General features: G+C 39.3%; 23 protein-coding genes. 15 read left to right on the top strand and 8 right to left on the bottom strand.

Going from position 1 to position 25978, the window contains the following annotated elements:
• From AC1M9L_RS12505 to AC1M9L_RS12485, 5 genes are all read left to right on the top strand, one after another.
• The coding region (locus tag AC1M9L_RS12505; RefSeq protein WP_481592310.1) for an acetyl-CoA C-acyltransferase at window positions 1-596 on the top strand (596 nt) is incomplete at its 5' end.
• Between the two features lie 48 nt (window positions 597-644).
• Complete coding sequence (pcaD, locus tag AC1M9L_RS12500) at window positions 645-1424, top strand: 3-oxoadipate enol-lactonase (protein ID WP_481592309.1); 780 nt, start codon at window positions 645-647, stop codon at window positions 1422-1424.
• Between the two features lie 183 nt (window positions 1425-1607).
• Window positions 1608-3281 (top strand): phosphoethanolamine transferase, encoded by a 1674-nt coding sequence (locus tag AC1M9L_RS12495; RefSeq protein WP_481592308.1) that lies wholly within the window; start codon window positions 1608-1610, stop codon window positions 3279-3281.
• Between the two features lies 1 nt (window position 3282).
• Window positions 3283-3963: a response regulator transcription factor gene (locus AC1M9L_RS12490; protein WP_092768381.1), complete on the top strand. Its 681-nt coding sequence runs from the start codon at window positions 3283-3285 to the stop codon at window positions 3961-3963.
• 15 nt (window positions 3964-3978) lie between these two features.
• On the top strand, window positions 3979-5292 hold the full coding sequence (locus AC1M9L_RS12485; protein ID WP_481587940.1) for an ATP-binding protein: 1314 nt from the start codon (window positions 3979-3981) through the stop codon (window positions 5290-5292).
• A gap of 4 nt (window positions 5293-5296) precedes the next feature.
• Here the strand turns inward: AC1M9L_RS12485 and AC1M9L_RS12480 are convergent, their stop codons facing one another.
• A complete protein-coding gene (locus AC1M9L_RS12480; RefSeq protein ID WP_481592307.1) occupies window positions 5297-5965 on the bottom strand; it encodes a phosphatase PAP2 family protein in 669 nt (222 codons plus the stop codon).
• 152 nt (window positions 5966-6117) lie between these two features.
• On the opposite strand from AC1M9L_RS12480, the gene AC1M9L_RS12475 reads away from it, so the two are divergent.
• Entirely contained in the window at window positions 6118-6990 is an 873-nt protein-coding gene (locus AC1M9L_RS12475) for an alpha/beta hydrolase (RefSeq protein WP_481592306.1), read from the top strand.
• A gap of 4 nt (window positions 6991-6994) precedes the next feature.
• Here AC1M9L_RS12475 and AC1M9L_RS12470 read toward each other — a convergent pair whose 3' ends face one another.
• A complete protein-coding gene (locus AC1M9L_RS12470) occupies window positions 6995-7612 on the bottom strand; it encodes a TetR/AcrR family transcriptional regulator (RefSeq protein WP_481592305.1) in 618 nt (205 codons plus the stop codon).
• Between the two features lie 104 nt (window positions 7613-7716).
• Here AC1M9L_RS12470 and AC1M9L_RS12465 point away from each other — a divergent pair, with 104 nt between their 5' ends.
• Window positions 7717-9072 (top strand): flavin-containing monooxygenase, encoded by a 1356-nt coding sequence (locus tag AC1M9L_RS12465; protein WP_218947418.1) that lies wholly within the window; start codon window positions 7717-7719, stop codon window positions 9070-9072.
• Window positions 9073-9185: 113 nt separating this feature from the next.
• Window positions 9186-10808, top strand: a complete 1623-nt coding sequence (locus AC1M9L_RS12460) for a long-chain-fatty-acid--CoA ligase (protein ID WP_481592304.1) — start codon at window positions 9186-9188, stop codon at window positions 10806-10808.
• A 60-nt stretch (window positions 10809-10868) separates the two neighbouring features.
• On the opposite strand, the gene AC1M9L_RS12455 is transcribed toward AC1M9L_RS12460, so the two are convergent.
• From AC1M9L_RS12455 to AC1M9L_RS12435, 5 genes are all read right to left on the bottom strand, one after another.
• Entirely contained in the window at window positions 10869-12185 is a 1317-nt protein-coding gene (locus tag AC1M9L_RS12455) for a flavin monoamine oxidase family protein (RefSeq protein WP_481592303.1), read from the bottom strand.
• 180 nt (window positions 12186-12365) lie between these two features.
• On the bottom strand, window positions 12366-13364 hold the full coding sequence (gene cysK / locus AC1M9L_RS12450) for a cysteine synthase A (protein ID WP_481592302.1): 999 nt from the start codon (window positions 13362-13364) through the stop codon (window positions 12366-12368).
• A 122-nt stretch (window positions 13365-13486) separates the two neighbouring features.
• Window positions 13487-14161, bottom strand: a complete 675-nt coding sequence (locus AC1M9L_RS12445; protein WP_481592301.1) for a class I SAM-dependent methyltransferase — start codon at window positions 14159-14161, stop codon at window positions 13487-13489.
• Window positions 14162-14262: 101 nt separating this feature from the next.
• Entirely contained in the window at window positions 14263-15954 is a 1692-nt protein-coding gene (locus AC1M9L_RS12440) for an AMP-binding protein (protein ID WP_481592300.1), read from the bottom strand.
• A 102-nt stretch (window positions 15955-16056) separates the two neighbouring features.
• Window positions 16057-16683 (bottom strand): TetR/AcrR family transcriptional regulator, encoded by a 627-nt coding sequence (locus AC1M9L_RS12435; protein WP_092768402.1) that lies wholly within the window; start codon window positions 16681-16683, stop codon window positions 16057-16059.
• A gap of 145 nt (window positions 16684-16828) precedes the next feature.
• On the opposite strand from AC1M9L_RS12435, the gene AC1M9L_RS12430 reads away from it, so the two are divergent.
• From AC1M9L_RS12430 to AC1M9L_RS12400, 7 genes are all read left to right on the top strand, one after another.
• Entirely contained in the window at window positions 16829-18001 is a 1173-nt protein-coding gene (locus AC1M9L_RS12430) for an isovaleryl-CoA dehydrogenase (protein ID WP_481592299.1), read from the top strand.
• A 26-nt stretch (window positions 18002-18027) separates the two neighbouring features.
• Window positions 18028-19629, top strand: coding sequence for a carboxyl transferase domain-containing protein (locus AC1M9L_RS12425; RefSeq protein ID WP_481592298.1), 1602 nt, complete (start codon window positions 18028-18030; stop codon window positions 19627-19629).
• A gap of 12 nt (window positions 19630-19641) precedes the next feature.
• Complete coding sequence (locus tag AC1M9L_RS12420; protein WP_481592297.1) at window positions 19642-20442, top strand: enoyl-CoA hydratase/isomerase family protein; 801 nt, start codon at window positions 19642-19644, stop codon at window positions 20440-20442.
• Window positions 20443-20455: 13 nt separating this feature from the next.
• Window positions 20456-22450 (top strand): acetyl/propionyl/methylcrotonyl-CoA carboxylase subunit alpha, encoded by a 1995-nt coding sequence (locus AC1M9L_RS12415; RefSeq protein ID WP_481592296.1) that lies wholly within the window; start codon window positions 20456-20458, stop codon window positions 22448-22450.
• Entirely contained in the window at window positions 22450-23382 is a 933-nt protein-coding gene (locus AC1M9L_RS12410) for a hydroxymethylglutaryl-CoA lyase (protein WP_051586556.1), read from the top strand. Before AC1M9L_RS12415 ends, AC1M9L_RS12410 begins: the two co-directional genes overlap by 1 nt.
• A gap of 78 nt (window positions 23383-23460) precedes the next feature.
• Entirely contained in the window at window positions 23461-24165 is a 705-nt protein-coding gene (locus AC1M9L_RS12405) for a CoA transferase subunit A (RefSeq protein WP_092768413.1), read from the top strand.
• 3 nt (window positions 24166-24168) lie between these two features.
• A complete protein-coding gene (locus AC1M9L_RS12400; protein ID WP_481592295.1) occupies window positions 24169-24804 on the top strand; it encodes a CoA transferase subunit B in 636 nt (211 codons plus the stop codon).
• 38 nt (window positions 24805-24842) lie between these two features.
• Here the strand turns inward: AC1M9L_RS12400 and AC1M9L_RS12395 are convergent, their stop codons facing one another.
• Window positions 24843-25934 carry a phospholipase A gene (locus tag AC1M9L_RS12395; RefSeq protein ID WP_051586555.1) on the bottom strand — a complete coding sequence of 364 codons (1092 nt, stop codon included), beginning with the start codon at window positions 25932-25934 and terminating at the stop codon, window positions 24843-24845.
• Window positions 25935-25978 lie beyond the last annotated feature (44 nt).

Below are 25978 nucleotides of genomic sequence, written 5' to 3'. Positions count from 1 at the left end.
AAATCGTGCCTGTGACTATTCCACAGCGTAAAGGTGATGCGGTTGTGGTGGCAAAAGATGAACATCCTCGTGCATCAACCACTTTAGAAGCCTTAACCAAGTTAAAACCTGTTGTAAAAACAGACGGTACAGTAACCGCAGGTAATGCATCAGGGATTAACGATGGTGCTGCTGCGATTCTGATTGCGTCTGATGAAGCTGTTGAAAAATATGGTTTAAAACCTCGTGCCAAAGTGATTGGTGCAACCACCGTTGGGGTTGAACCTCGCATTATGGGCTTTGGTCCGGCACCTGCGATTAAAAAGTTACTGGCTCAAACAGGTTTAACACTAGAGCAAATGGATGTGATTGAGCTGAACGAAGCGTTTGCAGCACAAGCATTGGCGTGTACACGTGACCTAGGTTTAGCCGACGATGATGCACGTGTAAACCCAAATGGTGGTGCAATTGCACTGGGTCATCCATTGGGTGCATCAGGTGCGCGTTTGGTGACGACTGCTCTCAACCAACTAGAAGCAACTGGTGGCAAATATGCATTGTGCTCTATGTGTATTGGTGTGGGTCAAGGCATCGCTTTAATTATCGAACGTGTTTAACTATTAAAAACCCCCTCCCTTTTCTAAAGGGAGGTCGGGAGGGATTCTATGCCTACTTTTTCTTCAAATGATGCGCAAATCAATTATCAAACTTTTGGTGATTCAAGCAAGCCTGCTCTTGTTTTCTCTAACTCTTTAGGGACAAATTTCAGCATGTGGCAATCACAAATTGAGTTTTTTAAAGCTTCTCATTACGTGATTTGTTATGACACACGTGGTCATGGTGCATCGGACGCGCCTCAAGGTCCATATACCATTGATCAACTTGGTCAAGATGTGGTGAATTTACTCGACCATTTAAATGTTGAAAAAGCTGCATTCTGTGGTATTTCGATGGGTGGTTTGACAGGCCAATGGTTAGCGATCAATCATCCTCAACGCTTTAGTCATGTGATTGTGTGTAATACCGCCGCTAAAATTGGCAATGAAAATGCTTGGAATGCTCGTGCCGTATTGGTTCGTGAACAAGGTTTAGCACCGATTGCATCAACGGCTGCAGGTCGTTGGTTTACAGATCCCTTTATCCAAAGCAACCCAGCAGTGATTGAAAAACTTTCAAACGACTTAGGAGCTGGCAGCCCTGAAGGTTATGCAAGCTGCTGTGAAGCTTTGGCTAAGGCGGATGTGCGTGAACAACTCAAACAGATTTCGATTCCTGTATTGATTATTGCAGGTCAGCAAGACCCTGTGACCACTGTGGCAGATGGTCAGTTTATGCAAGCCGCGATTGCGGGTAGTCAACTTGTTGAGATTAATGCTTCGCACATTTCGAATGTTGAACAACCACAGGCGTTTAACCAAGCTGTGGCTGAATTTATTCAGGCTTAAGTTCGGAACAACTCAAACCTGAACTCAGGAAACATCACTTGTCAGGGGTGACTCATCTTGACGCTTTGCCAGATTGCTCCACCAGTCTGGCTTTTTTTTATGCCCTAGACTTCAATCATTTATTCAGTAAATTTTAAGAAATAAAACCTAATCTCAGCATAGTTAAATATTAGAACTCATCGCATGCGCTACACATCTATCATTCAGCAATGGAAGAAACCAACGATAAGCCTAGCACTATTCAATTTAGTACTCTCAGTATGGGTTGGCATTGGTTTAAATATTGCGTTCTACAAACAACTTACTTCACTCACACCTTATCAAGGTTATCCAGCAATTCTTTTTTTAATAGGTTCATCTGTCTTAATCACAGCCGCTTATTTTTTTATTTTCAATCTTATTCATTGGAGATTGAACGTAAAGATATTTGCAAGTATCTGGATTGTATTAGGCGGTATGTCTGCATATTTTGTAAGTAGTTTAGGCATTATTATTAATGCTGATCAGATTCAAAATATGATGCAAACCAATACGATGGAAGCACTTGATCTGATAAATATAAGATTATTTATTTGGGTTGTATTTTTTATTTTAGCGCCTCTTTTTTTTATTTATTGGGTGAATATCAAAAAATCAACGTTTTCTCATACCCTTTGCAGGAAAATGTTACACAGTGCAATCAGTTTAATTTTAGTGTTAGGTTGCGCTTATTTATATTATGTTGACTATGCAGCTATTTTTAGAGAAAACAGAGAGTTGAAAGGAATGATCAGCCCTCAAAATGTCGTTGCAGCGTCCTTCAGTTATTATAAACATCTTCAACCTCCCAAAAATACTATAATTCAACCCTACGGACGTGATGCACACCAATTTATTCAAACGGCGACCCATCAAACTCCAAAACTGATGGTTTTAGTGATAGGAGAAACAGCACGTGCAGAAAGTTTTCAGTTGAATGGATATGATCGAGCTACAAATCCAGAATTAAGCAAATTAAATATAATCAATTTTCGTAACGTCAGTTCCTGTGGTACTGCAACGGCGGTATCCGTACCTTGTTTATTTTCTGGTATGACTCGACAAGCATATACAGAAAAAGTCGCAAGACAACGGGAGAACTTACTCGATATTATTCAACGTGCGGGCTACAATGTAACGTGGATCAATAACAATTCAGGATGCAAAGAAGTTTGTAATCGGGTTGAGCGTTATGAAATTCCCGAATCTATTCGTAAGCAATGGTGCGATTCTAAGGGTGAATGTAAAGATGAAATATTGATTGATAGCCTTAATGCCTATATACAAGCCATTCCCAAAAATGATAAAACGCCAAGACTTATCGTACTCCATCAAATGGGAAGTCACGGCCCAGCTTACTATAAACGGTCCACTCATCAATACACACCCTTTCAGCCGACCTGTAACACCAGCGCAATTCAGGGATGTAGTCAACAAGCTCTGATCAATACATATGATAATTCAATTGTATATACAGACCATATTCTCGCTTCGACAATCAATTTATTAAACAAACAAACTCAATTTCAATCCGCTTTATGGTATTTATCAGATCATGGTGAATCCACGGGTGAACATGGAATCTATTTACACGGCGCCCCTTATCAAATTGCACCATCACAACAAACTCATGTCCCGATGATCATGTGGTTTTCAACAGCATGGCGAAAACATCAAGCGTCAACTGTACGATGCATTGAATCTCAGAAAAATGATGCACTTAGCCAAGACAATGTCTTTCACACCATGCTAAGTTTATTGAATATTCATACTACAACATTACAACCCGCATTAGACCTCAGCCAACAATGCAAACCTCAATTACAGAACAGAGCCTAATATGAATAAAATCCTGATGATTGAAGATGACTTTATGATTGCAGAGTCATCTCAAAAGTTGCTCCAATATCAATCATTTGAAGTAGTCTGGGTCAATAATGGCATCGATGGCTTAAAACAATTAAATCAACAAGCATTTGATTTAGTGCTGCTCGATCTTGGATTACCTATGATGGATGGCATGCAAGTACTCAAACATCTTCGCTCACTATTTCCTTCAATTCCTGTACTCATTATTTCAGCAAGAGATCAACTTCAGCACCGTATCGATGGATTAAATCAAGGCGCTGATGATTATCTAGTAAAACCATACGAGTTTGAGGAGTTATTAGCGCGTATTCACGCCATACTCAGACGTGCATCTCAACAAAATACACCTCAGATAAAACAAATTTTAGAGTTTGGCGGACTCAGGTTAGATCTTGAACAACATATCGCGAGTTTTGAAAATCAGACGGTTGAGTTTTCAAACCGTGAGTGGGCTTTATTAATTCCACTCTTAACTTATCCAAATAAGATTTTTTCGAAGTCTAATCTTGAAGAAAAACTGTATGATATTGAAAATGAAATCAGCAGTAATACCATTGAAGTCTATATTCATCGCATACGCTCAAAATTAGGTAAAAATTTTATTCGTAATGTGCGAGGATTAGGTTATCGGCTAGGTCAGCCTACACCATAAAACAAGAATTGATACATGACGCAACCCTACTCTTTACAAAAGCAACTTGTTGTATTTACCTCAATTTTTAGTGTGGTGATGGGATGTATATTGGTTTTTTCAGCCTATAGAACAGCTTTAGAGGAAACAAATGAAATACTTGATGCTCAGCTGAAAAATCTGGCAGAGCGCGTTGCAAAATTTAATCCAGATCCTGTAAAAAGCAAATTTTCACATTTAAAACAGTACCATGAAGAAGATTTATTTGTAGATGTTTGGGCCTATGACCAACAATCACATTTACACGAAAAGTTTAAACAGTTGGTTGAGCCAGTTGCTAACTCAGGTTTTTATCATCACACTAATCATTATGGTAAATGGCATACCTATGTGATTCCATTGAAAACTGTTCAAGTTCAAGTGAGCCAACAAGACTCTGTTCGACAAGCTTTAGCCATAGAGCTCGCAATCAACATGTTTTTACCTTATTTAATCATTATGCCCTTCGCGATTTATGGCTTAGGTTTTATAATTAGAAGAAATTTTGCTCCATTTGAGCAATTTAAATCCGAATTAAGTACACGTAAACCAAATGAGCTGACCGTAATTGACCCTCAACAGTACCCTATTGAGCTAGTACCCAGCATTCAAGCAATCAATCAATTATTTCAAAGGATCTCTGATGCCCAACAAGAACAAAAACAATTTATTGCAGACGCCGCTCACGAATTAAGAACACCAATTACAGCATTAAATCTTCAAACTAAAATTTTACTCAAAGAGCTCCCCCATCACGAATCATTAATCAAAATGAATAATGGTTTACACCGAACTCAGCATTTGGTCGGACAGCTTTTAAATCTCGCTCAACAAGATTCATTGAATGCCAGTAACGAGAAAAAAATGAGTATTCGGTTAGATGAACGTGCTTATCAATCTATTGAACAATTGATTCATTTAGCTTTAGCCAAAGAAATCGATTTAGGTATGGAACGTTATGAACACGTTCAAATTATAAATTATTCATCTGCTATAGATTCAATATTAACCAACTTAATAGAGAATGCGATTAAATACACGCCTCCCAATGGCATCATTAATGTTTCGACATTTCAAGAGAATGATATAGCTATCATTCAAGTCGAAGATAGTGGCCCAGGAATTTCAGCAGATCTCTATGAACGTATTAAAAAAAGATTTTATCGAGTTGAGCAACATCAAGAAATTGGTAGTGGCTTAGGTTTATCAATTGTTGAAAAAGCGGTAGAACGTATGGGGGGTAATCTTATCTTTGATCGCAGCCCTCAATTAGGTGGTTTATTGGTGAGAGTGGAAATTAAACTACATTAATTGCTTAGGCTAATTTAACCTTTTCTTTTAGACTAAATATTACGACATTGAACATCCAAATCAGCCAACCAGTCCAAAGATTATGACTAAAAAAATGCGCTCCTCTGAGCATTTGTGTCCATCCCATAAGCATTCCCAAGAGAATTGCACTCAATAAGTAAAATTGAGCTAATTTGCTTTTTTTGCTCCTGAACACAAAATACCCACTCAATAATGCAAAACCTGCAGAAGCATGACCTCCAGGAAAACAATGCCCAACTTTACTACTGAGACTCCAGACAACTGTCATTCCCTGAGGTTGAGCTGCATCCCACGGACACATCAAGTTCGACTGTGATTTGAACAACGCTATTAAAATAATTGAAATTAAAGCAACTGCAAAAATTGTGATGTAATTTTTAGAGGTTTCCAAACGTTGATTTCTCGATTTGGGATGAGCAACCATGACTGCAGATATCAGCATACTGCAGTACATCGCGATTAGCACATATTTAACCCATTCATGCCCGACTACACTTGGCCAAAATGCATCTTTTAAATAGAACACTCCTTTTGAATTTAAGCCTAATTGAATCAATTTCATGTCGACTGCACCATGTACTGGAAATAGATTGACCAAAATGAAATAGCTCAAGATTAAGGCGATACATTGCTTGCGATAGAAAAAACTCATACGAATACATCGAATAAAAATGTATTTAAATCAATCAGGCTTAAAATTTTCTGAACGAATTGACATCAAATAGACTTTTATACTGCATAACGATATGCTTAAACCAACCTGAGTTGGGTTTAAAAAATAAAAAAGTGTTAAGGATAACCACGATGCAAACTCAAGAATTGCTCATTCCGAATGGCAGCTATCAAATCCAAGCGGATTTATATATGCCAGAGCCGATCACAAAAGATTCTAGTATCATCATTATGGCTCATGGCTTAGGTGGAGAAAAAAGCTGTGGCTTAAACTCTTTCGCTGAAGCTTATGCAGAATTGGGATATAACTTATGCGTATTTGATCATTCTGGTTTTGGATTAAGCAGTGGTCCTGTTCAGCATCTTGTCGATAAAAATAGTCAACTTCAGGATTGGAACGTCGTTATCGACTATATTCAATCCCGATTCTATATCCCGAAAAAAAATATCATTTTATGGGGGTATTCTTTCAGTGGTGCGCATGTTCTAACATTAGCAAGTGAACACACCTTTAAAGCAGTGATCTCTAATTTTCCACACGTTGATGGTTTAGCGAGCTTGACACTGTATCCGAAAAAATATTTATTGCCTGCAACCATGATTGCATTACAAGATTTAGCCCTAGCAAAAATAGGTAGAGTCAAAACCATGCCTGTAGTTGCAAAAGATCGGTTTGCCATTTTGGCGGGTGAAGATTGCTACGATGCATATTATCGACTGATCCCAGACGGGATGCATTGGAAAAATGCTGTACCAGCTCGAATCGTTGCAACCATTGGTTTATACCGACCAACGATGATCGTTCATAAAATTCAATGCCCTGTTTTTGTGTCAGGTGCGGAACTAGATTCACTTATTCCTGTCAAAGCAACACGTAAACTCGCACAAAAACTAAAACAAGGTGAATATCGTGAGTTCGTCTGCGGTCACTTCGATCTATTTCATTCGCCCGTTTTTGATCAACTCATCGCAGCGCATCAACATTTTTTGGAAAAACTAAAATAAACTTTTAAAGTTGGTAGTTATATCCCTTACTGCTTAAGTAAAATTCACTGATGAAATGGCATTCTTTTAGAATGTCATCAGTGACTTGTTGATGCTGATAATAGCTGTGTTTCATTAATGCAAAAACCATTTCAACCAGATACACCGCTTCCTCTTTTCTATTCAATCTCAGCGGATGTACTTTCTGCTCAAATACCGCTTGTAAATCATGAGCAATCTTCTCAATCACGATTTCCTGTAAATTAAAACCATCAACATGTACTGGCCCACCCAAAATCAAAATACTTGCAGCAGGATTTGAATTGTAGAACTCAGCCACCTTAGAAATTAGATCAAAACAAATATCACGTGTTGACCAAGTTTGATAGCACTCATTTTTAAACAAAACATAGGCCTGCAGTTCATCTAAATAACGTTTCACCAATATGCTGAACAAATGATTAACTGTTGGAAAGTATTGATAAATCGTAATCTTAGGAAGATCGGACTGTGCTGCAATTTCGGGAATAGTACAGTAATTGATGCCTTGTTCTTCTAATATTTTCTTCGTTGTTTCTAATACAAGTTCTAACCTTGCTTTACTTCTTTTTTGTACAGGAAGCTTAATTTCATCAAAAAGCATTTAAACAAATCCCCTGTCTTGCTGTTTAAAAATAAATCGATTATAGTCATAAAACCAACTATAGTTGGTTATGAATAAAAAGAACATCATTCAAGGATATGAATATGAACACAGTCTGTATCATTGGTGCAGGTCCGTCAGGAATTACGGCTGCTAAAAATTGTCAACAAAATGGTATTGCATACGATATCTTCGAGAAGAATGACAAAGTCGGTGGGAATTGGGTGTTTAATTCTAAAACTGGTCATTCTTCAGTCTATGAGAATACACACATTATTAGCTCGCGTACAATGTCTGAATATGAAGATTATCCAATGCCAGACAGTTACCCTGATTATCCACGACATGATCATTTGCAGCAGTATTTTGAAAATTATGCCAAACATTTTGGTGTATATGACAAGATTAAATTTCATCACACTATTAACCATATTCATAAAAATGAAAATAAAAAATGGGTGGTGGATTACACCGATGATCAAGGTAAAGAACAACAGAAAATATATGACTATTTAATGGTTGCAAATGGTCATCACTGGAAACCGAAATACCCTGAGTATGAAGGTGAATTTACTGGCAAGTGGATGCATTCACATGATTTTAAAGGTGTAAATGACGACTGGCGTGGAAAGAAAATTTTAGTCATTGGTGCAGGTAATTCAGGCTGTGATGTTGCTGTAGAATCAGCACGTGTCTCAAAAGATGTGTATATATCGATGCGCAGCCCACAATGGTTTGTTCCAAAATTTATGTTTGGACATCCCGCAGACATACTCGTCAAGTCAATGGAAAAACTTCCGCCCAAAATGCGCCAAAAAATTCTGACCAAATTGGTAAAAGCATTCAGTGGAAATTACGCAGATTTTGGCTTGCCTGTAAATGACAAACCGATGCTGACACAACATCCAACGGCAAACTCTGACTTCATTGACTATGTACGTCACGGTAAAATCAAACCAAAACCAGCGATCAAGCGTCTCAATGGTAAAATTGTAGAATTCGTCGATGGTACTCAACAAGAGTTTGATATTATTTGTTGTTGTACTGGTTTCTGGACCGTCTTCCCTTTCTTCGATAAAGATTTTATAGATTTCCAACATGCTGAAAAATTACCGCTTTACCGTAAAATGATGCATGCAGAACATGACAATCTTTATTTCATTGGTTTATTCCAGCCACTAGGTTGTATTTGGCCAATTTCAGATCATCAAGCCAATTTGGCATGTCAGGAAATCTTAGGAAAATATAAACGTCCTGCTGATATGAAAAAAGCGATTCAGCATGAGTTAGATCATCCACATTACAACTTTGAAGGCGGTCAACGTCATGCAGCAGAGGTTGACTATAATGACTTCCGCGCTGAACTCGTGTCAGACCTTAAAACTGCTGGTGTCATCATTCCAGAGCGTAAACCTTTGGTTTCAATCCGTAAATTAGTTGGTTCTTTACTGACTGCATAATTTAGTGTATTTCTAGGTCATCAGTGAGTGTTACGTTAATCGTGAGCACTCACCTTACATAAATATAATCAACTCAAAATAAAAACTTAAATGATCAATAGCAGGAGCTTTGCATGCACGGACGTATGATGTTTCAACCTTTATTAATCAGCAGTTTACTAGAACATGCTGCTGAATTTCATAAAGACACCCTGATCGTTTCAAAAAACACCGATGGATCACTTTACGAAACCAATTGGGGCGATGTATCGGATAATGCTAAACGTGGTGCAAAGGCATTAAATGAACTTAAACTCATTCACGGCGATTGTATTGCAACATTAGCTTGGAACAATCATCGTCATTTAGAGGCTTGGTATGCTATTTCTGGTAGTGGTTTAATCTGTCACACCATTAACCCAAGATTATTTCCAGAACAACTGATTTTCATTATTAATGATGCACAAGATAAAGCGATTATTTTTGATAAAACATTCCTACCTTTGATTACAGGAATAAAAGCACATATTCCACTGGTGCAACATTTCATCTGCTTAGATGCACCTGATGAAAAGATTCGTCAATCCTTACCCGAAGTCTTGTTCTACGATGATTTAATTGCGGGTCAAACTGCAGAATATACATGGCCTGAATTTGATGAAACCACTGCTAGTTCACTATGTTATACCTCTGGCACAACAGGCAATCCTAAAGGTGCTCTCTATTCTCATCGCTCAACTGTTCTTCACAGTTTAGCGGCCAGCTTACCTGACTCACTCAATCTGTCAGCCAAAGACATTATTTTACCTGTAGTTCCGATGTTTCACGTTCATGCATGGGGAACACCTTATGCCGCAGCGATGGTAGGTGCTTCAATTATATTACCAGGGCCGGGTCTTGATGGCGAGAGTCTAGTTAAACTCATTGATCAATATGAAGTGACTGTTGCACTTGGTGTTCCTACCATTTGGCAAAGCTTGTTGATTGCTGCAAAAGCAATGAACAGTTCACTGACCTCTTTAAAACGTAATGTCATTGGTGGCTCGGCTTGCCCACCAAGCATGTTAGCGACATTCCGTGATGTATATGATTGTGAAACCATTCATGCATGGGGGATGACTGAAGCTAGTCCACTTGGCACTGCCAATCAATTCAAAGCCAAACATAAACAACTTTCTCAGGATCAACAAGCAAATCTACGTCTTTCCCAAGGTCGCCCGCCGTTTGGAGTCAGGATTCGTTTAGTGTCTGAAGAAAGAGGAACCGATCTTGTTCCACATGATGGTGAGACTATTGGTAATTTACAAATCAAAGGACATTGGATTGTTGACAAATACTTTGGTCAGTCCGACTCACCATTGACCAGTGATGGATGGTTTGATACTGGAGATATTGCGTCTATAGATGCTGATGGCTATCTGCATATTAGTGATCGTGCCAAAGACTTGATTAAATCTGGTGGAGAATGGATCTCTTCTGTAGAGCTTGAAAATATCGCAATGGGTCACCCAGAAATTGCGATGGCTGCGGTCATCGCAGCACAACATCCAAAGTGGGATGAAAGACCTGTCTTAATCGCCGTTAAACATCCTAATAGCCAAATCACTGAACAACAACTCATTGATTACTATGCTGATAAAATTGCTAAATGGCAAACTCCAGATAAAGTGATTTTTGTCGATGCCATACCGCTTAGCGGCACTGGAAAAATGCTAAAAAGAAAACTTCGCGAAGAATATGGACATGTATTAATGTGAGTTCAGGTTAATTTCTCAACTCACTCATACTAACTAAATAAAGCTGTAACTGTACATCAGTTACAGCTTTATATTTAAGCCATTACGAATAATTAAATTAGCAGTATCACGACCTGACAGATATGCACCATGCACAGTGCCTGCATAATCGGTATGACAATGTTCACCTGCAAAATATACTTGCGCTGGATGCTCTTTTTTAAAGATCTCTACATCATCTTTAGTATGTTCAACTTTTGGAAAACTAAATGAACCTAAACTAAACGGATCACTTCCCCAGCGGGTAATTATGATGTTCTGAATTTCATTGGAGTGCATGCAAATCTTCAATATTTTCTTGATATATTCATGCACCTGTTGATCCGTTGCTTGATCAACCCATTCTGACTTTGTACCTCCAACGAGAAGTAGATAAGTCGGTTTATTATATAAACGACTAAAATCTAAAATACTATACAGCTCACGCTCATCCCAAAAAAATGCCGTATTGTGTTTAAGTGCATTCCCATTAAATTCTAGAGCTTTTGAAAATTGTATAAATATTTTATTGAAAGAACCAAAACCCAGCTTTTGAATCGATCGGACTAATCCACTAGGCAAAGGCGGCTCAAACTTAATTTTATCTTGCTTTAAAATACCGAGTGGAACTGTCACCACAACTTGAGAACCTGTGTAAAGCTGTCCACATGCTGTTTTTATCTGCACTTGATGAGAGTCATGATCGATTTCAACAATATCTGCATTCGTATGAATCTCTAAATCAGTAGCCAGAACTTTAACAATCTGTTCATAACCTTTTGGAAATATCACTTCATCGCCTGAGAAGTAGCCTTCAAAATCCATAAAATTATGGGCTAATTGCTCTAAATCAGTCGCAAAAGGATCATTGGCAAGCCTTGAGTAATACTGCTTAATTTTTTGTGTGATGACGTCTCGATCAAAATAATGAAGTTGAAAACGTATCGTTCCTAAAACATTCTCAAGTTGCTCAAAAGCGGAGATATCCTGCTCTTTTGATTTATTTTGAAAAACCTTCTGAACATCACGAAGGCATTTTTCAAATTCTAAGCTCTCTTGTTCGGTAAATGGCTGACCATTGGCATGAAAATAATCCACTTGATCATAATTAAAAACTTGAGTACTTATCCGATTGGACTCTGCAATTTTCCATATCGGATTATTATCAATACCATGTATCCATGATGCACCAAGGTCAAAACAATGACCATCAATGTTTTGTGTATGTATTCTCCCACCTATACGATCACGTGCTTCTAAAACAACAACATTAAATCCTGCTGATTTTAAATGCTGAGCAGAACTTAATCCTGCAACACCAGCGCCGATAATATAAATAGGATGATTAAAGTCGTTCATTCATTTTTTATTAGAAAAAATTCGCTTAAAGATATCGCGTTCAAAACTGTGAAAATAGTCGTGTGATGTAATAAATTTAAAATGATTGGTAACTTAAGAAGAGTTTAAAATTGTTTGAATCGAATAAATCACAAAAAAACGGCCATGAAGACCGTTTTTTAGAATGCTTTGATTTTCTCCTTAATCTGCTGAGATATCTTCAAATAAAACTGAAGATAAATAGCGCTCTCCAGCATCAGGTAAAATCACCACTATGGTTTTACCCGCATTTTCAGGACGTTGAGCAAGTTCATGAGCGGCCGCTAATGCTGCACCACTTGAAATCCCCACAAAAATCCCTTCTTTGATTGCAGATTGGCGAGCAAAATCAATTGCAGTTTGATTTTCAATCGCGATAACTTCATCCACCAAATCTAAATCTAAGTTCTTAGGAATAAAGTTTGCACCAATGCCTTGGATTTTATGTGGTCCCGGAGTCAGTGTTTCGCCACGCTTAGCTTGTCCAATAATTGGTGAGTCTGCTGGTTCAACTGCAACTGAGTAAAGGGATTGATTTTTAACTTTCTCAAAATAACGCGAAATACCAGAGATCGTACCTCCCGTACCTACACCAGCCACTAAAATATCAACCTTACCACCCGTTGCTTCAAAAATTTCAGGTCCAGTTGTAGTTTCATGAATGGCAGGATTTGCTGGGTTTTCAAATTGCTGAGGTAAATAATAAAGCTCTGGGTTCTCAGCAACTAAACGTTCTGCTTCTTGAACAGCACCATTCATCCCTTTAGCAGGATCGGTTAATACTAAATGAGCACCCAATGCTTTGAGTACTTTACGGCGCTCGATACTCATACTTGCAGGCATAGTCAGTGTGATGTCATAACCTTTAGCAGCAGCAACAAAAGCTAGCGCAATTCCAGTATTACCACTCGTAGGTTCAACAATATGCATTCCTGCTTTAAGCACACCACGTTGTTCTGCATCTGCAATCAAAGCTGCACCAACACGGCATTTTACTGAAAATGCTGGGTTACGTGCTTCCACTTTAGCAAGAACTGTAGCCCCACCCTGTATTACACGATTAATGCGAATAAGCGGTGTATTACCAATCGCTTCAGCGTTATTACTGTATACCGCGATTCCACGATTTGAAGTTTGTGGAAATTGAGTCTCTGTGGTCATGAACAATCCTTATATTCATAAAACAATACTTTTATCATAATCCTTTTTCATTTTAGATATATAACCATTTGTACGATTTTCATATAAGATAAAATGAATAGGTTATTCTAAATATGAAATTATCACTTTACTGCTTTTAATCCATAAAAATTAGACATTTGACAAAAAGTTCTTAAATTTTGATAACCAGCCTGAAGGTATAGATTCTTAATCTCTTTCACCGTCATTAAATTAAAGTCATCATGTATTCTTTCCAACATGACCTGACTTTGTTTTTCACTTAATCCTATTTTTGTCACCAAATTTTTTAATACTAACTGATCATTTGGTTCTTCGAATTGCATCAGATCGAAACTCAGAACCACACCATCTTGTTTCAAAGCATGGTAAATATCACCTAAAAAACTCTTTTTGTATGCATGTGAAACAAAATGAAAAACCAAAATACTTAATACTGCATCAAAATTTTCAGAATATTTCTGGAGCACCGTCGTGTCACCTTGCAGAATTATGACTCGGTGCATTTGCTGCTTAAACTGAACGATCTGTTTTGTTTTTTCAAGCATCGCTGCCGATGGATCAAACACTACAAACTCCGCCTTTGGAAAATGATCTAATAAATAATTCAGTTCAAATCCAGTTCCGCACCCGACAATGGCAATTTTAGCCTCTTCTTTGAGATGAGTTTCAAGCAACGCCAGTATATGTAGATGCATCAGTTCATATCCTGGTATGAGCTGCCTGATATGTTCATCATAGTTTTCTACGATTTTTGGGTGATCAAAATTCTTTGCCATATCGCTCTTCTACTATTTTTTAAAATTAAGCCGAACTTAGTGAACTAAGTTCGGCTTTGTTGTTTTTCTAGCTTGAAGTTAAAAATATCACTCAATGACGATTAAGCACTCTCATCAAAAATATTGAGTTGCTCACGCATATATTCTTGGAGTTTAAACTTCTGAGCCTTACCAGAAGCAGTCATTGGGAACTCTTTAAGAAAATGTACATATCGTGGCACTTTATTATGTGAGATATTGGCTTTGCAGTAATCTTTGATCACTTGTTCAGAACATTCATGTCCTTCATGCAAAATAATACAAGCACATAACTCTTCGCCATATTTCGGGTCAGGAAGTCCAATCACTTGGACATCGCTAACAGCAGGATGTTTATATAAGAAATCTTCAATCTCTTTAGGGAATAAATTCTCCCCCCCACGAATCACGACATCTTTAATGCGACCTTTGATTTTGATAAAGCCTTCATCATCCATTTCAGCGATATCACCGGTATGCATCCATTTTGCGACATCTACGACTTCTCGGGTTTTTTCTTCTTCATCCCAATAGCCCAGCATGACTGAGTATCCTCGTACACACAACTCTCCGAGTTTGCCACGAGGCACTACTTTACCGTGTTCATCGACTATTTTAATTTCGATATGTGGATGAACTCGACCAACAGTGCTCACTCGTTGTTCTAGCGAATCTGTGATCGAACTTTGTGCGCTTACTGGCGCTGTTTCAGTCATGCCATAACAAATCGTGATATCTCGCATATGCATACGCTCAATGACGCGCTTCATGATTTCTTTTGGACATGGACTGCCAGCCATGATGCCTGTACGTAATGTGGTCAAATCAAATTCGTCAAATTGCTCATGATCAAGCATGGCAATAAACATGGTAGGCACACCATAAGCTGCGGTACATTTCTCTTGTTCAATCGCTTTAAGACTATCAAGAGGATTAAATACAGCTGATGGATAGATCATGGTTGATCCATGTGTAATACAGGCAAGATTACCCATCACCATACCAAAGCAATGAAATAACGGTACAGAAATACAAACTCGATCTTTAGAAGTCAGTTTGATTGCCTCTCCCACAAAATACCCGTTATTCAGAATATTATTGTGTGTCAGCATGGTCCCTTTGGGGCTACCTGTCGTTCCGGAGGTAAACTGGATATTGATGGTTTCATCGAATTGAAGACCAGATGCTATCTCATTAAGTTGATCTAACTGCTCTGAAGTCGGTTCAGCCAATAAATCACTAAAGCGATAAAACCCAGTATGTTGTTGATCATCTATTTTGATCAAATACTTTAAATGCGGTAATTTTTCAGCATTTAAAACGCCATTGGTCGTATGCAAAATTTCTGGTGCAATTTGCGTCAAAATTTCTTGATAATTGGTCGTCTTAAAGGTCGATGCAATGATCAATCCTTTGCAAGATACTCGATTGAGTACGTATTCTAGCTCGTAGCTTTTATACGCAGGATTTAAGTTGACCAAAATAATTCCAGCCTTGAAGGCTGCAAATTGTGCGATCGTCCATTCCACACAATTAGGGGACCAAATCGCTAGACGATCTCCCTTTTCTAAACCGATTTTTAATAAACTACATGCAAAAGCATTTACTTTCTCTTGTAACTGCTGATAGGTCAAACGTACATTTTGATGCACACTGACCACAGCATCCTGATCGGCATATTGTAGGCATGCTTGATCAAATTTATGGCCTATGGTCATACCCAATAAGGGTTGCTCACTGGTGCCATAGGCATAACTGAGTCGTAATTGCGTCATTGAATCACACTCCTTGATTCTATTTTCTTATATCAATCCAATATTTCGTTATTAATTACGCGATTACTCGTTTAAACATGACATCCTTTTGTGTGAATTAAATTAATTTTCCTCCTTTGCCTTAACTGCATTGACACAAAAGTCTGCAATTTGCTTAACGAAATAACCTTTATAACCGTCATCAAACATCACATTACGCGATGGATTTAAAGGTTCAATCACAACGAATGTCATCGCACCAACCACGCATAATGCAGCTGTATTTAAATCTTCAAATTCGAACTCACCATTGACCTTTCCTTCGGCAAGAATCTCCTTAATGGATTGTTTTATCAGTTGCTTACTTCTAAAACGTTCATGCTCAATCGTTGGGTCTACGGGCTCAAACATGAGTGAATATGCAAGTTGAGGGCTATTCAGAGCACGTTTTACGAAAGCAGTGACGGCCTTTGTCAACTTCTCAGTCGAAGTCCAATCATTTTTTGCAATCTGATTCAGAATATCGACCTCACCTTTGATGGCCTGTGAAAGCACTTCAATCAAAATCTGATTTTTGTTCTCAAAATAGCGATAGACCAAACCACTCGAGACACCAGATTTATCTGCAATCGCTTGCACTTGTGCATCTTTAAAACCACCACCCGCAATAAGTTCGCGCGCGGATTGCAATATCGATTGACGATTTTGCTCCATACGCTCTTGCATCAAAGTGGATCTTTTATAACTCATAATTGTTCACCCAATCAACTAAAATGAATTATAAATCATTTTCTGAATCTATATTCACTTTTTTAAAAAATAACTGTATTGTATTTCTCAAGCAAGGACAAAATGCTTCACTGGAAATAAAAATTAAATTTTAGGATGAATGAAAATGAATTTACAGAGTATCGACTTTGGACTAGACGAAACACTAATCGCTTTACGTGATTCTGTAGCTGCATTCTGTGCAAAGGAAATCGCACCTATTGCTCAACAAGTTGATCAAGACAACTTATTTCCAGCTCACTTATGGAAAAAATTTGGTGATATGGGGTTACTTGGACTTACCGTGAGTGAAGAATACGGTGGTGTCAATCTGGGTTATTTGGCTCATATCATTGTCATGCAGGAAATTTCACGAGCATCTGCTTCCATTGGACTTTCATACGGGGCACATTCAAATCTTTGTGTGAATCAAATTAACCGTAATGGTAGCGAAGAACAAAAACAAAAATATCTTCCTAAATTAATTTCTGGCGAATATGTCGGTGCTTTGGCAATGTCTGAACCAAATGCGGGTTCAGATGTCGTGAGTATGAAATTACGTGCTGAAGAGCATGGTGATCACTTTGTACTTAATGGCTCAAAAATGTGGATTACCAATGGTGGAGATGCTGACGTGCTGGTGGTTTACGCCAAAACTGACATCAATGCTGGTGCCAAAGGCATGACTGCTTTCATTATTGAAAAAGGCATGGAAGGCTTTAGTCATGGGAGTCACTTAGACAAACTCGGAATGCGTGGTTCAAATACTTATCCCCTGTTCTTTGACAATGTCAAAGTGCCTAAAGAAAACGTGATGGGTGGTGTGGGTAACGGTACAAAAGTGCTCATGAGTGGATTGGATTACGAGCGTGCAGTTCTCAGTGGTGGACCACTAGGCATTATGGATGCATGTTTAGATGTGGTCATCCCATACATTCATGAACGTAAGCAATTCGGTCAATGTTTAGGTGAATTCCAACTCATGCAAGGCAAAATTGCGGATATGTATTCTACATGGTTGGCAAGCAAGGCTTTGGTTTATGCCGTGGGTGCAGCATGTGATAAAGCTGATCATGATCGTGGTTTACGTAAAGATGCAGCAAGTGCCATTCTCTACTCAGCTGAAAAAGCAACCTGGATGGCTGGTGAAGCAATTCAAACCCTTGGGGGCAATGGTTATATCAATGATTACAACACAGGTCGATTATGGCGTGATGCCAAACTTTATGAAATTGGTGCAGGAACTTCTGAAATTCGACGCATGTTAATTGGTCGTGAGTTATTCAACGAAACCAAATAATTCAAGTTAATACAAGGAAGTCATTGATGAACGAAATTAAAAGCAAAATCAATCCACGTAGTGAAGAGTTTAAAATCAATCAAGCTGCAATGCTTGAATTGGTCGCAGACTTAAAAAAACAAGCTCAAACCATTGCCTTAGGTGGTGGAGAAAAAGCACGTCAGAAGCATTTAGCACGTGGAAAACTATTACCGCGTGAGCGCATTGATCAACTCATTGATGCAGGAACTGCCTTTCTTGAAATTGGTCAACTCGCTGCTTATCAAGTTTATGCTGACGATGTACCAGCCGCAGGTGTGGTTGCAGGTATTGGTCAAGTGCATGGTGTGACATGCATGATCGTTGCCAATGATGCAACAGTTAAAGGAGGTACATATTATCCTTTAACTGTAAAAAAACATTTACGTGCGCAAGAAATTGCTGAACAAAATCATCTTCCTTGTATTTATATGGTCGACTCAGGCGGTGCATTTCTGCCAATGCAGGATGAAGTATTCCCTGATCGCGATCATTTTGGACGAATTTTTTACAACCAAGCACGCATGTCGAGTAAAGGTATTGCACAAATAGCTGTGGTTATGGGGAGTTGTACTGCGGGTGGCGCATATGTCCCTGCCATGTCCGATGAAACAATTATTGTCCGCAATCAAGGTACGATTTTCCTCGGTGGTCCACCTTTGGTAAAAGCTGCAACAGGTGAAGTGGTGAGTGCTGAAGACCTTGGTGGTGGCGATGTTCATACCCGTTTATCTGGTGTCGCAGATCATCTTGCAGAAAGTGATGAACATGCGATTCAAATTGCACGCAATATTGTTCAAAACCTAAATATCGAACCGAAAGCATTTAAGACAGAAATTGAAGAACCACTTTATAGTGCTGAGGAACTCTATGGTGTCATTCCGAGTGACTCACGCAAGCCCTTTGACATCCGTGAAGTGATTGCGCGTATCGTGGATGGTTCAAGACTTGATGAATTTAAGGCTCGTTTTGGTACAACCTTAATTACAGGTTTTGCATCTATCTACGGCATGAAGGTCGGAATCATTGCCAATAACGGAATTTTATTTTCAGAGTCTGCTCAGAAAGGTGCGCATTTCATTGAACTGTGTACGCAACGCAATATTCCACTGCTCTTTATCCAAAATATCACCGGTTTCATGGTCGGTCGCCAATATGAAAATGAAGGTATTGCCAAAAATGGAGCCAAATTGGTCATGGCAGTAGCTACCGCAAATGTTCCTAAAATCACCTTGGTGGTCGGTGGTTCTTTTGGTGCAGGCAACTATGGAATGTGCGGTCGAGCATATTCTCCTCGCTTCTTATGGACTTGGCCGAATTCACGTATTTCCGTGATGGGCGGTGAACAAGCTGCTAGTGTTCTCTCCACGATTAAGCGTGATCAAATTGAGCAACGTGGTGAAACTTGGTCAGCTGAAGAAGAAGATCAATTCAAACAACCTTATCGTGATCAATTTGAAAAGCAAGGACACCCTTATTATGCATCTGCACGGTTGTGGGATGACGGTGTGATTGATCCAGCAGAATCACGTCATGTCTTAGGTCTGAGTTTGGCTGCTGCATTGAATGCACCAATTGAACCAACTCAGTTCGGCGTGTTCCGCATGTAAGGAGAAAATGACATGAGTTATGAATTTTTACAGCTTGAAATTGAACGCCAAGTTGCGACCGTTTGGATTAATCGTGCTGAATTACACAATGCATTCAATACACAAGTGATAGAAGAGCTGAATCACTGTTTCACAACTTTAAATGCTAATGATGACGTTCGTGTTGTCGTTTTGGCAGGTCGTGGTAAAAGCTTTTCTGCAGGTGCGGACCTCAATTGGATGAAACAAGCAGGTCAAGCATCAAAAGTGGAAAATGAAGAGGATGCTTTGAAACTTGCCAAAATGTTACAAAGTTTAGCCACGCTGAAACAACCGACTATTGCACGTGTCCATGGTATTGCATTTGGCGGCGGCATGGGGCTTGCTTCAGCATGCGATATTTGTGTGGCTTCCACTGATGCTAAGTTTGCCACTTCAGAAGTGAGATTAGGTTTAGCACCTTCAACGATTAGTCCATACGTGATCCGTGCCATCGGTGCTCGTCAAGCATCTCGATATTTTCTCACGGCTGAACGTATTTCTGCAGAACAAGCAAAGCATATTGGTCTCGTCCATGAAGTTTGTCAGCCAGAACAGTTGGATGCCACCGTATCGGAAATCATTGATGCAATTTTGCTTGGTGGCCCTGAAGCTCAAGCTGCATCAAAGTCTTTGATTCGTTTAGTTGATCATCAAGAAGTCACAGAAGATTTACTGATTCAAACCGCTCAACACATTGCGCACGTACGTCAAGGTGATGAAGCCAAAAATGGCTTAACTGCTTTTTTAAATAAACAAAGCCCAGCATGGATTCAAGCAACGGCAGAACAATAAAAAGGGATTCTATATGTTTAAAAAAATTCTCATTGCAAACCGTGGCGAAATTGCATGTCGTGTGATTCGTAGTGCACAAAAATTAGGTATCGCAACGGTTGCAATTTACTCAGATGCAGATACCCAAGCGCAGCATGTCAAATTAGCGGATGAAGCTATTTATATTGGTGAATCCCCTGCTGCACAAAGTTATTTACAAGCAGATCGTATTATTCAAGCTGCACTTAAAACAGGGGCTGAAGCCATCCATCCAGGTTATGGTTTCCTATCTGAAAATGATCAATTTGCGGAAGCCTGTGAAAAAAACAATATTACTTTTATAGGGCCTCCAGTGGCTGCCATCTTAGCCATGGGTTTAAAAGCAACGTCTAAAGCATTGATGGAAAAAGCAGGTGTACCACTCACACCTGGGTATCATGGCAGCAATCAAGATGCAGATTTCTTAAAACAACAAGCTGATCAGATTGGCTATCCTGTACTGATTAAAGCCAGTGCAGGTGGTGGTGGTAAAGGCATGCGCTTAGTTGAGCGTGCTGAAGACTTTCTTCCTGCACTGAACTCATGCAAAAGTGAAGCGAAATCAAGCTTTGGCAATGATGACGTTCTAATTGAACGTTATGTTGTCAATCCTCGTCATATTGAAGTGCAAGTTTTTGGTGACAAACATGGCAATTATGTTCACCTCTTTGAACGTGATTGCTCTGTGCAGCGCCGTCACCAAAAAGTCCTAGAGGAAGCCCCAGCCCCTAAAATGGCCGAAGTTAAACTCGAAGCGATGCGTGAAGCTGCGATTAATGCTGCCCGAGCAGTAGACTATGTCGGTGCTGGAACGGTTGAGTTCATTGTTGAACAAGATGGTACAGCTTACTTCATGGAAATGAACACTCGCCTTCAAGTTGAACACCCTGTGACGGAAATGATCACAGGACAAGATTTGGTTGAATGGCAATTACGTGTTGCTTATGGTGAACGTTTGCCAAAACAACAGTCTGAATTAAAAATTCATGGCCATGCACTTGAAGCTCGTGTTTATGCAGAAGAGCCAGAGAAAGGATTTCTCCCAGCAATTGGAAAAATTAATTATCTTCATTATCCGACTCAAAATGAATGTGTCCGTGTTGATAGTGGCATTGTGCAAGGTGATGAGATCACAACGTTCTATGATCCAATGATTGCTAAACTCATCGTATGGGGAGAAAATCGTGAAGCAGCACTCGTCCAAATGCATCATGCTTTGAGCCACTTTCATGTCGAAGGCTTAGGCAACAATATTGCATTTTTAGATCGCTTAGTGGCATGTGACTCTTTCAAAAATGCCAATCTAGATACTAATTTAATTCAGCGTGAAGATGAGTTCCTATTTAAAACCACTACTCCTTCTTCGTCTGAAACAATTGTCACAGCAGCATTTATTGAACTGCATTCTCAGTTAAATGAATCCAAGCATAGAAGCCATCCAGTTTGGAAAGCAAAACCCCTTTGGAGAAGTAATGTTGATGCGCGTATACCGATAAAACTTGAACATCTCGGACAAACGTATCAAGTTGAATTTATCTCAACTTCACAAGGGTTCGAAGCACAGCTTGATGGCGAAAGCTACGCTATCTCAGGTCAGTTGCTCAATGAAAATCTCATGGCGATCTATACCTCTTTTGGTCAAGAGAAAATCAGTTTTAAAAAAACCAATGATGCGGTCACCCTCTTTAAAAATGGGCAGACTTTTAAATTTGAACTTATCAAAGCTAATTTTAATACAGATGATCAATCCTCATCTGACTCAAATCTAAAAGCGCCAATGCCGGGTGCAGTGACACAAGTATTTGTTTCAGCAAATCAACGTGTAAAAAAAGATGACGTGTTATTAACGTTAGAAGCAATGAAAATGGAATACGCTATACGTGCACCATTTGATGGTGTCGTAGTCGCAGCTTATTTCCAACAAGGTGATCAAGTGAAAGCTGGTGATGAGCTGGTTGAGTTTCAAGCTGCTGAGGAGAATGCGGCATGATGAAAACAACCAATCAAACCACACCAAATCACGATAATTTTGTGAAAATCGTTGAAGTTGGACCTCGTGACGGTCTTCAGAATGAAAAAACACCCTTAACATTCGAAGACAGACGCAATCTTATTCTTGATTTGATGAAAACTGGTTTGAAGAATATCGAAGTCGGTTCTTGTGTATCTGCAAAGTGGGTACCTCAAATGGCAGAAAGTGATCAACTCTATGCCAGCCTACCACATGATGAAGATATCCAGTTCAGCTTACTGACACCAAACCTTAAGGGATTTGAGTCAGCTTTAGCTGTAGGTTGTAAAGAAGTTGCGGTTTTCACCGCTGCTTCTGAAAGCTTCACTCAAAAGAATATAAATTGTTCAATTGAGGAAAGTTTTGAGAAGTTTGCTGATGTATTACAGCTTGCTCAACAACATGATATTAAAGTACGCGGATATGTTTCATGTATCGTCGACTGCCCTTATGAAGGTCCAATTGATCCATCTAAGGTTGCTGAAGTCAGTGCAAAGTTAATTGATCTAGGTTGCTACGAAGTATCCTTGGGTGAAACCATCGGCACAGCTACACCTGATCGTGTTTCCAAAGTTTGGAATGCATGTTTGGAACGAATTGAACCACAACTTTTAGCTGGTCATTTTCACAATACCTACGGCATGGCAATTGCCAATATCTATCAATCACTGACACAAGGCATCCGCATATTTGACTCATCGATTGCAGGACTTGGCGGTTGTCCTTATGCAAAAGGTGCTTCGGGTAATGTATCCACTGAAGACTTATTTTATCTCTTGTCCAATATGGGCTATGAAACTGGCATTGACCTAGATGCCCTGATGCTTGCGAGTCGTAACATTAGTCAAGTTTTGCAACGAAACAATCCATCTAACTATGCCAATGCGTATTGGCAAAAAAAATGTGCTTAGTACGTATCAGCATTATGAAATGATGAAGATCGGAAGCTGATTCAGGATGAACAAAATAAAAATACAATGAGGTGTTCAATGACGAACAAAGTGTATGAAAGTGCTGAAAGTGCACTGAACGATATCATTCAAGATGGTCAAACCTTAGCTGTTGGTGGTTTTGGCTTATGTGGTATTCCTGAGGCTTTGATTGCTGCCCTGAAACAAACAGGAGCTAAAGAGCTGACTTGTATTTCAAACAATGCAGGTGTAGATGGTTTTGGTTTGGGATTACTACTCGAAACAAAACAAATTAAAAAAATGATCTCGTCCTATGTCGGAGAAAATAAAGAATTTGAGCGACAATACTTAAATGGTGAACTTGAAGTCGAGCTAACCCCTCAAGGCACTTTGGCTGAAAAACTCCGTGCTGGTGGAGCTGGGATTCCTGCATTTTTTACCCAAACAGGCGTAGGTACGTTGATTGCAGAAGGTAAAGAAGTACGTGAGTTCAATGGTAAAGAATATATTTTAGAACCCTCTTTAACTGCAGATGTCGCTTTGGTCAAAGCGTATAAAGCAGATAAGGCAGGTAACCTAATCTTTAGGAAAACAGCTCAAAATTTTAATCCCGTTTGTGCGATGGCTGGGAAAATCACAGTCGCTGAAGTTGAGGAAATTGTAGAGATCGGTGAGCTCGATCCCGATTCGATACATTTGCCCGGCATTTATGTAAATCGTATCGTTCTTAACACCACACCAGAAAAAAGAATCGAACAAATGACCTTAAAGGCGGAGGCATAAGTTATGGCATGGACGCGTAATGAAATGGCGCAACGAGCTGCCTTGGAACTCGAAGATGGATTTTATGTCAATTTAGGGATTGGATTGCCTACATTGGTTGCGAACTATATTCCTGAAAATATCAATGTTTGGCTCCAATCTGAAAATGGTTTGCTGGGAATTGGCGAATTTCCAACAAAAGAAACCGTAGATGCTGACCTGATTAATGCGGGTAAGCAAACTGTTACGGCGCGAGCAGGCGCTGCATTCTTTTCCAGTGCTGATTCATTTGCCATGATCCGTGGTGGGCATGTGAATATAGCTATACTTGGCGCTATGGAAGTCTCTGAGCAAGGAGATCTTGCGAATTGGATGATTCCAGGGAAAAAAGTCAAAGGTATGGGTGGAGCAATGGATTTGGTGGCTGGCGTACAAAAAGTCGTCGTGCTGATGGAACATTGTGCCAAAGATGGCACCCCAAAAATTGTTCCGCAATGTTCACTGCCTCTTACAGGTAAAGCAGTCGTTCATCGCGTGATCACAGATCTAGGGGTCTTGGATATCACGCCTCAAGGGGTAAAACTGATAGAACTGGCTCATGACGTCACCTTTGATGAGATACAGAAAGTGACTGGTGTTCCCCTAATTCAATCGAAATAAGATCGCTAAAAAAACCACGCCTAAGCGTGGTTTTTTATTTAGAAAGCATTCATTAAAGAGACGCCTATACCCGCATAGGTAGCACGATGATTATAATCAATCAAACTCTCACCATACCCATCGAATAATTGAAAATGACCTCTAAGTTTGCCACTGATTGGGAATGCCCAATCAAATTGTACAGCTCCTCGAGAATCATCCCCACCCTTAAGTGAATGTCTTAACATCAAACTAAAATCATGATCATTCCAACGGTAAAAAGTCGTCAAATCACCACGACCAATGTAGTTTTTAATGTCAGGATTGTTATCATCATTGAAATCTTCTTCGATTCGATACCAAGGTCGAATCATCATAGCGAAATTATCACGCTCAAATCCTAAGTTCAGCATCACACGGTTCCAACTACGTGATAAAGGATCCGAACGTCCATTTGATTGATGATTCAGCGTTAAACCGAGTAAGCGACCATTTAAACCTAAAAATTCATAGTTGGTTCTAAACACAATACTTGCTTCAGGTTCATAATTCGTTTCACGAAATGGTCGTGATTCTTCAGAGTTGTAAACCTGCCATCGAGATGACTGGGTATAACCCAACCAAATATCGCCATTATTCCCGATTAAGTTTTCAACAGCTTTAGTTTTGAGTGAAATTTGAAACTTAGACTCTAAAGACTTAAGGTTTTGATCTTCTTTAACAGAATTGTCTGGATTTAAACTTGTCGGAAATTCGTTCTTATCAGACGTCCAAAATGCAGGAAGCAAATACACAGGTTGATGTGCACGGATATTCCATGTTCCTAATTTACTATCTTCAGCCAATTCCCATCGTTTATCAAGCAATGATGAATTTGGTGTAATTACAGGACCTTCCACCGAAAACAAGTTTTCAACTTTTTGCTCAATTTTAGACTTTAAATCCTGAGGTTCAACCTGCGGTGCTGGTATTTCACGCGCGGCCTGACGCTCAGAAACATAAGCAGGTTGCTCAAGTTCAGGGGCTTTGAACAATGCATCATAACAGGCTAAACGCTCTGCATTTGAATCAAGTGCAACGCACGCTTGTGGTGACGCTGGATTCGCTGGTACCACATCTGTTGCCCAAACAGTTTGTATAGGCAAACACATAAACGACGACACACCCAACCATATTGGTGAACATTTTATTCTAT

It is taken from the genome of Acinetobacter sp. ANC_7511, from assembly GCF_056779975.1.
The sequence above is the reverse complement of the archived record's forward strand: the minus strand, read 5'-3'. Positions and strand labels throughout refer to the sequence as shown.

Excerpts from the sequence above, each read along its gene's own strand:
- AC1M9L_RS12400 (WP_481592295.1), top strand. The coding sequence starts at position 24,169 with ATGGCATGGACGCGTAATGAAATGGCGCAACGAGCTGCCTTGGAACTC.
- AC1M9L_RS12415 (WP_481592296.1), top strand. The coding sequence starts at position 20,456 with ATGTTTAAAAAAATTCTCATTGCAAACCGTGGCGAAATTGCATGTCGT.
- AC1M9L_RS12455 (WP_481592303.1), bottom strand. The coding sequence starts at position 12,185 with ATGAACGACTTTAATCATCCTATTTATATTATCGGCGCTGGTGTTGCA.
- AC1M9L_RS12430 (WP_481592299.1), top strand. The coding sequence starts at position 16,829 with ATGAATTTACAGAGTATCGACTTTGGACTAGACGAAACACTAATCGCT.
- AC1M9L_RS12440 (WP_481592300.1), bottom strand. The coding sequence starts at position 15,954 with ATGACGCAATTACGACTCAGTTATGCCTATGGCACCAGTGAGCAACCC.
- pcaD (WP_481592309.1), top strand. The coding sequence starts at position 645 with ATGCCTACTTTTTCTTCAAATGATGCGCAAATCAATTATCAAACTTTT.
- AC1M9L_RS12465 (WP_218947418.1), top strand. The coding sequence starts at position 7,717 with ATGAACACAGTCTGTATCATTGGTGCAGGTCCGTCAGGAATTACGGCT.
- cysK (WP_481592302.1), bottom strand. The coding sequence starts at position 13,364 with ATGACCACAGAGACTCAATTTCCACAAACTTCAAATCGTGGAATCGCG.
- AC1M9L_RS12420 (WP_481592297.1), top strand. The coding sequence starts at position 19,642 with ATGAGTTATGAATTTTTACAGCTTGAAATTGAACGCCAAGTTGCGACC.
- AC1M9L_RS12425 (WP_481592298.1), top strand. The coding sequence starts at position 18,028 with ATGAACGAAATTAAAAGCAAAATCAATCCACGTAGTGAAGAGTTTAAA.
- AC1M9L_RS12410 (WP_051586556.1), top strand. The coding sequence starts at position 22,450 with ATGAAAACAACCAATCAAACCACACCAAATCACGATAATTTTGTGAAA.
- AC1M9L_RS12480 (WP_481592307.1), bottom strand. The coding sequence starts at position 5,965 with ATGAGTTTTTTCTATCGCAAGCAATGTATCGCCTTAATCTTGAGCTAT.
- AC1M9L_RS12460 (WP_481592304.1), top strand. The coding sequence starts at position 9,186 with ATGCACGGACGTATGATGTTTCAACCTTTATTAATCAGCAGTTTACTA.
- AC1M9L_RS12470 (WP_481592305.1), bottom strand. The coding sequence starts at position 7,612 with ATGCTTTTTGATGAAATTAAGCTTCCTGTACAAAAAAGAAGTAAAGCA.
- AC1M9L_RS12495 (WP_481592308.1), top strand. The coding sequence starts at position 1,608 with ATGCGCTACACATCTATCATTCAGCAATGGAAGAAACCAACGATAAGC.
- AC1M9L_RS12395 (WP_051586555.1), bottom strand. The coding sequence starts at position 25,934 with ATGTGTTTGCCTATACAAACTGTTTGGGCAACAGATGTGGTACCAGCG.
- AC1M9L_RS12475 (WP_481592306.1), top strand. The coding sequence starts at position 6,118 with ATGCAAACTCAAGAATTGCTCATTCCGAATGGCAGCTATCAAATCCAA.
- AC1M9L_RS12485 (WP_481587940.1), top strand. The coding sequence starts at position 3,979 with ATGACGCAACCCTACTCTTTACAAAAGCAACTTGTTGTATTTACCTCA.
- AC1M9L_RS12435 (WP_092768402.1), bottom strand. The coding sequence starts at position 16,683 with ATGAGTTATAAAAGATCCACTTTGATGCAAGAGCGTATGGAGCAAAAT.
- AC1M9L_RS12405 (WP_092768413.1), top strand. The coding sequence starts at position 23,461 with ATGACGAACAAAGTGTATGAAAGTGCTGAAAGTGCACTGAACGATATC.
- AC1M9L_RS12445 (WP_481592301.1), bottom strand. The coding sequence starts at position 14,161 with ATGGCAAAGAATTTTGATCACCCAAAAATCGTAGAAAACTATGATGAA.
- AC1M9L_RS12490 (WP_092768381.1), top strand. The coding sequence starts at position 3,283 with ATGAATAAAATCCTGATGATTGAAGATGACTTTATGATTGCAGAGTCA.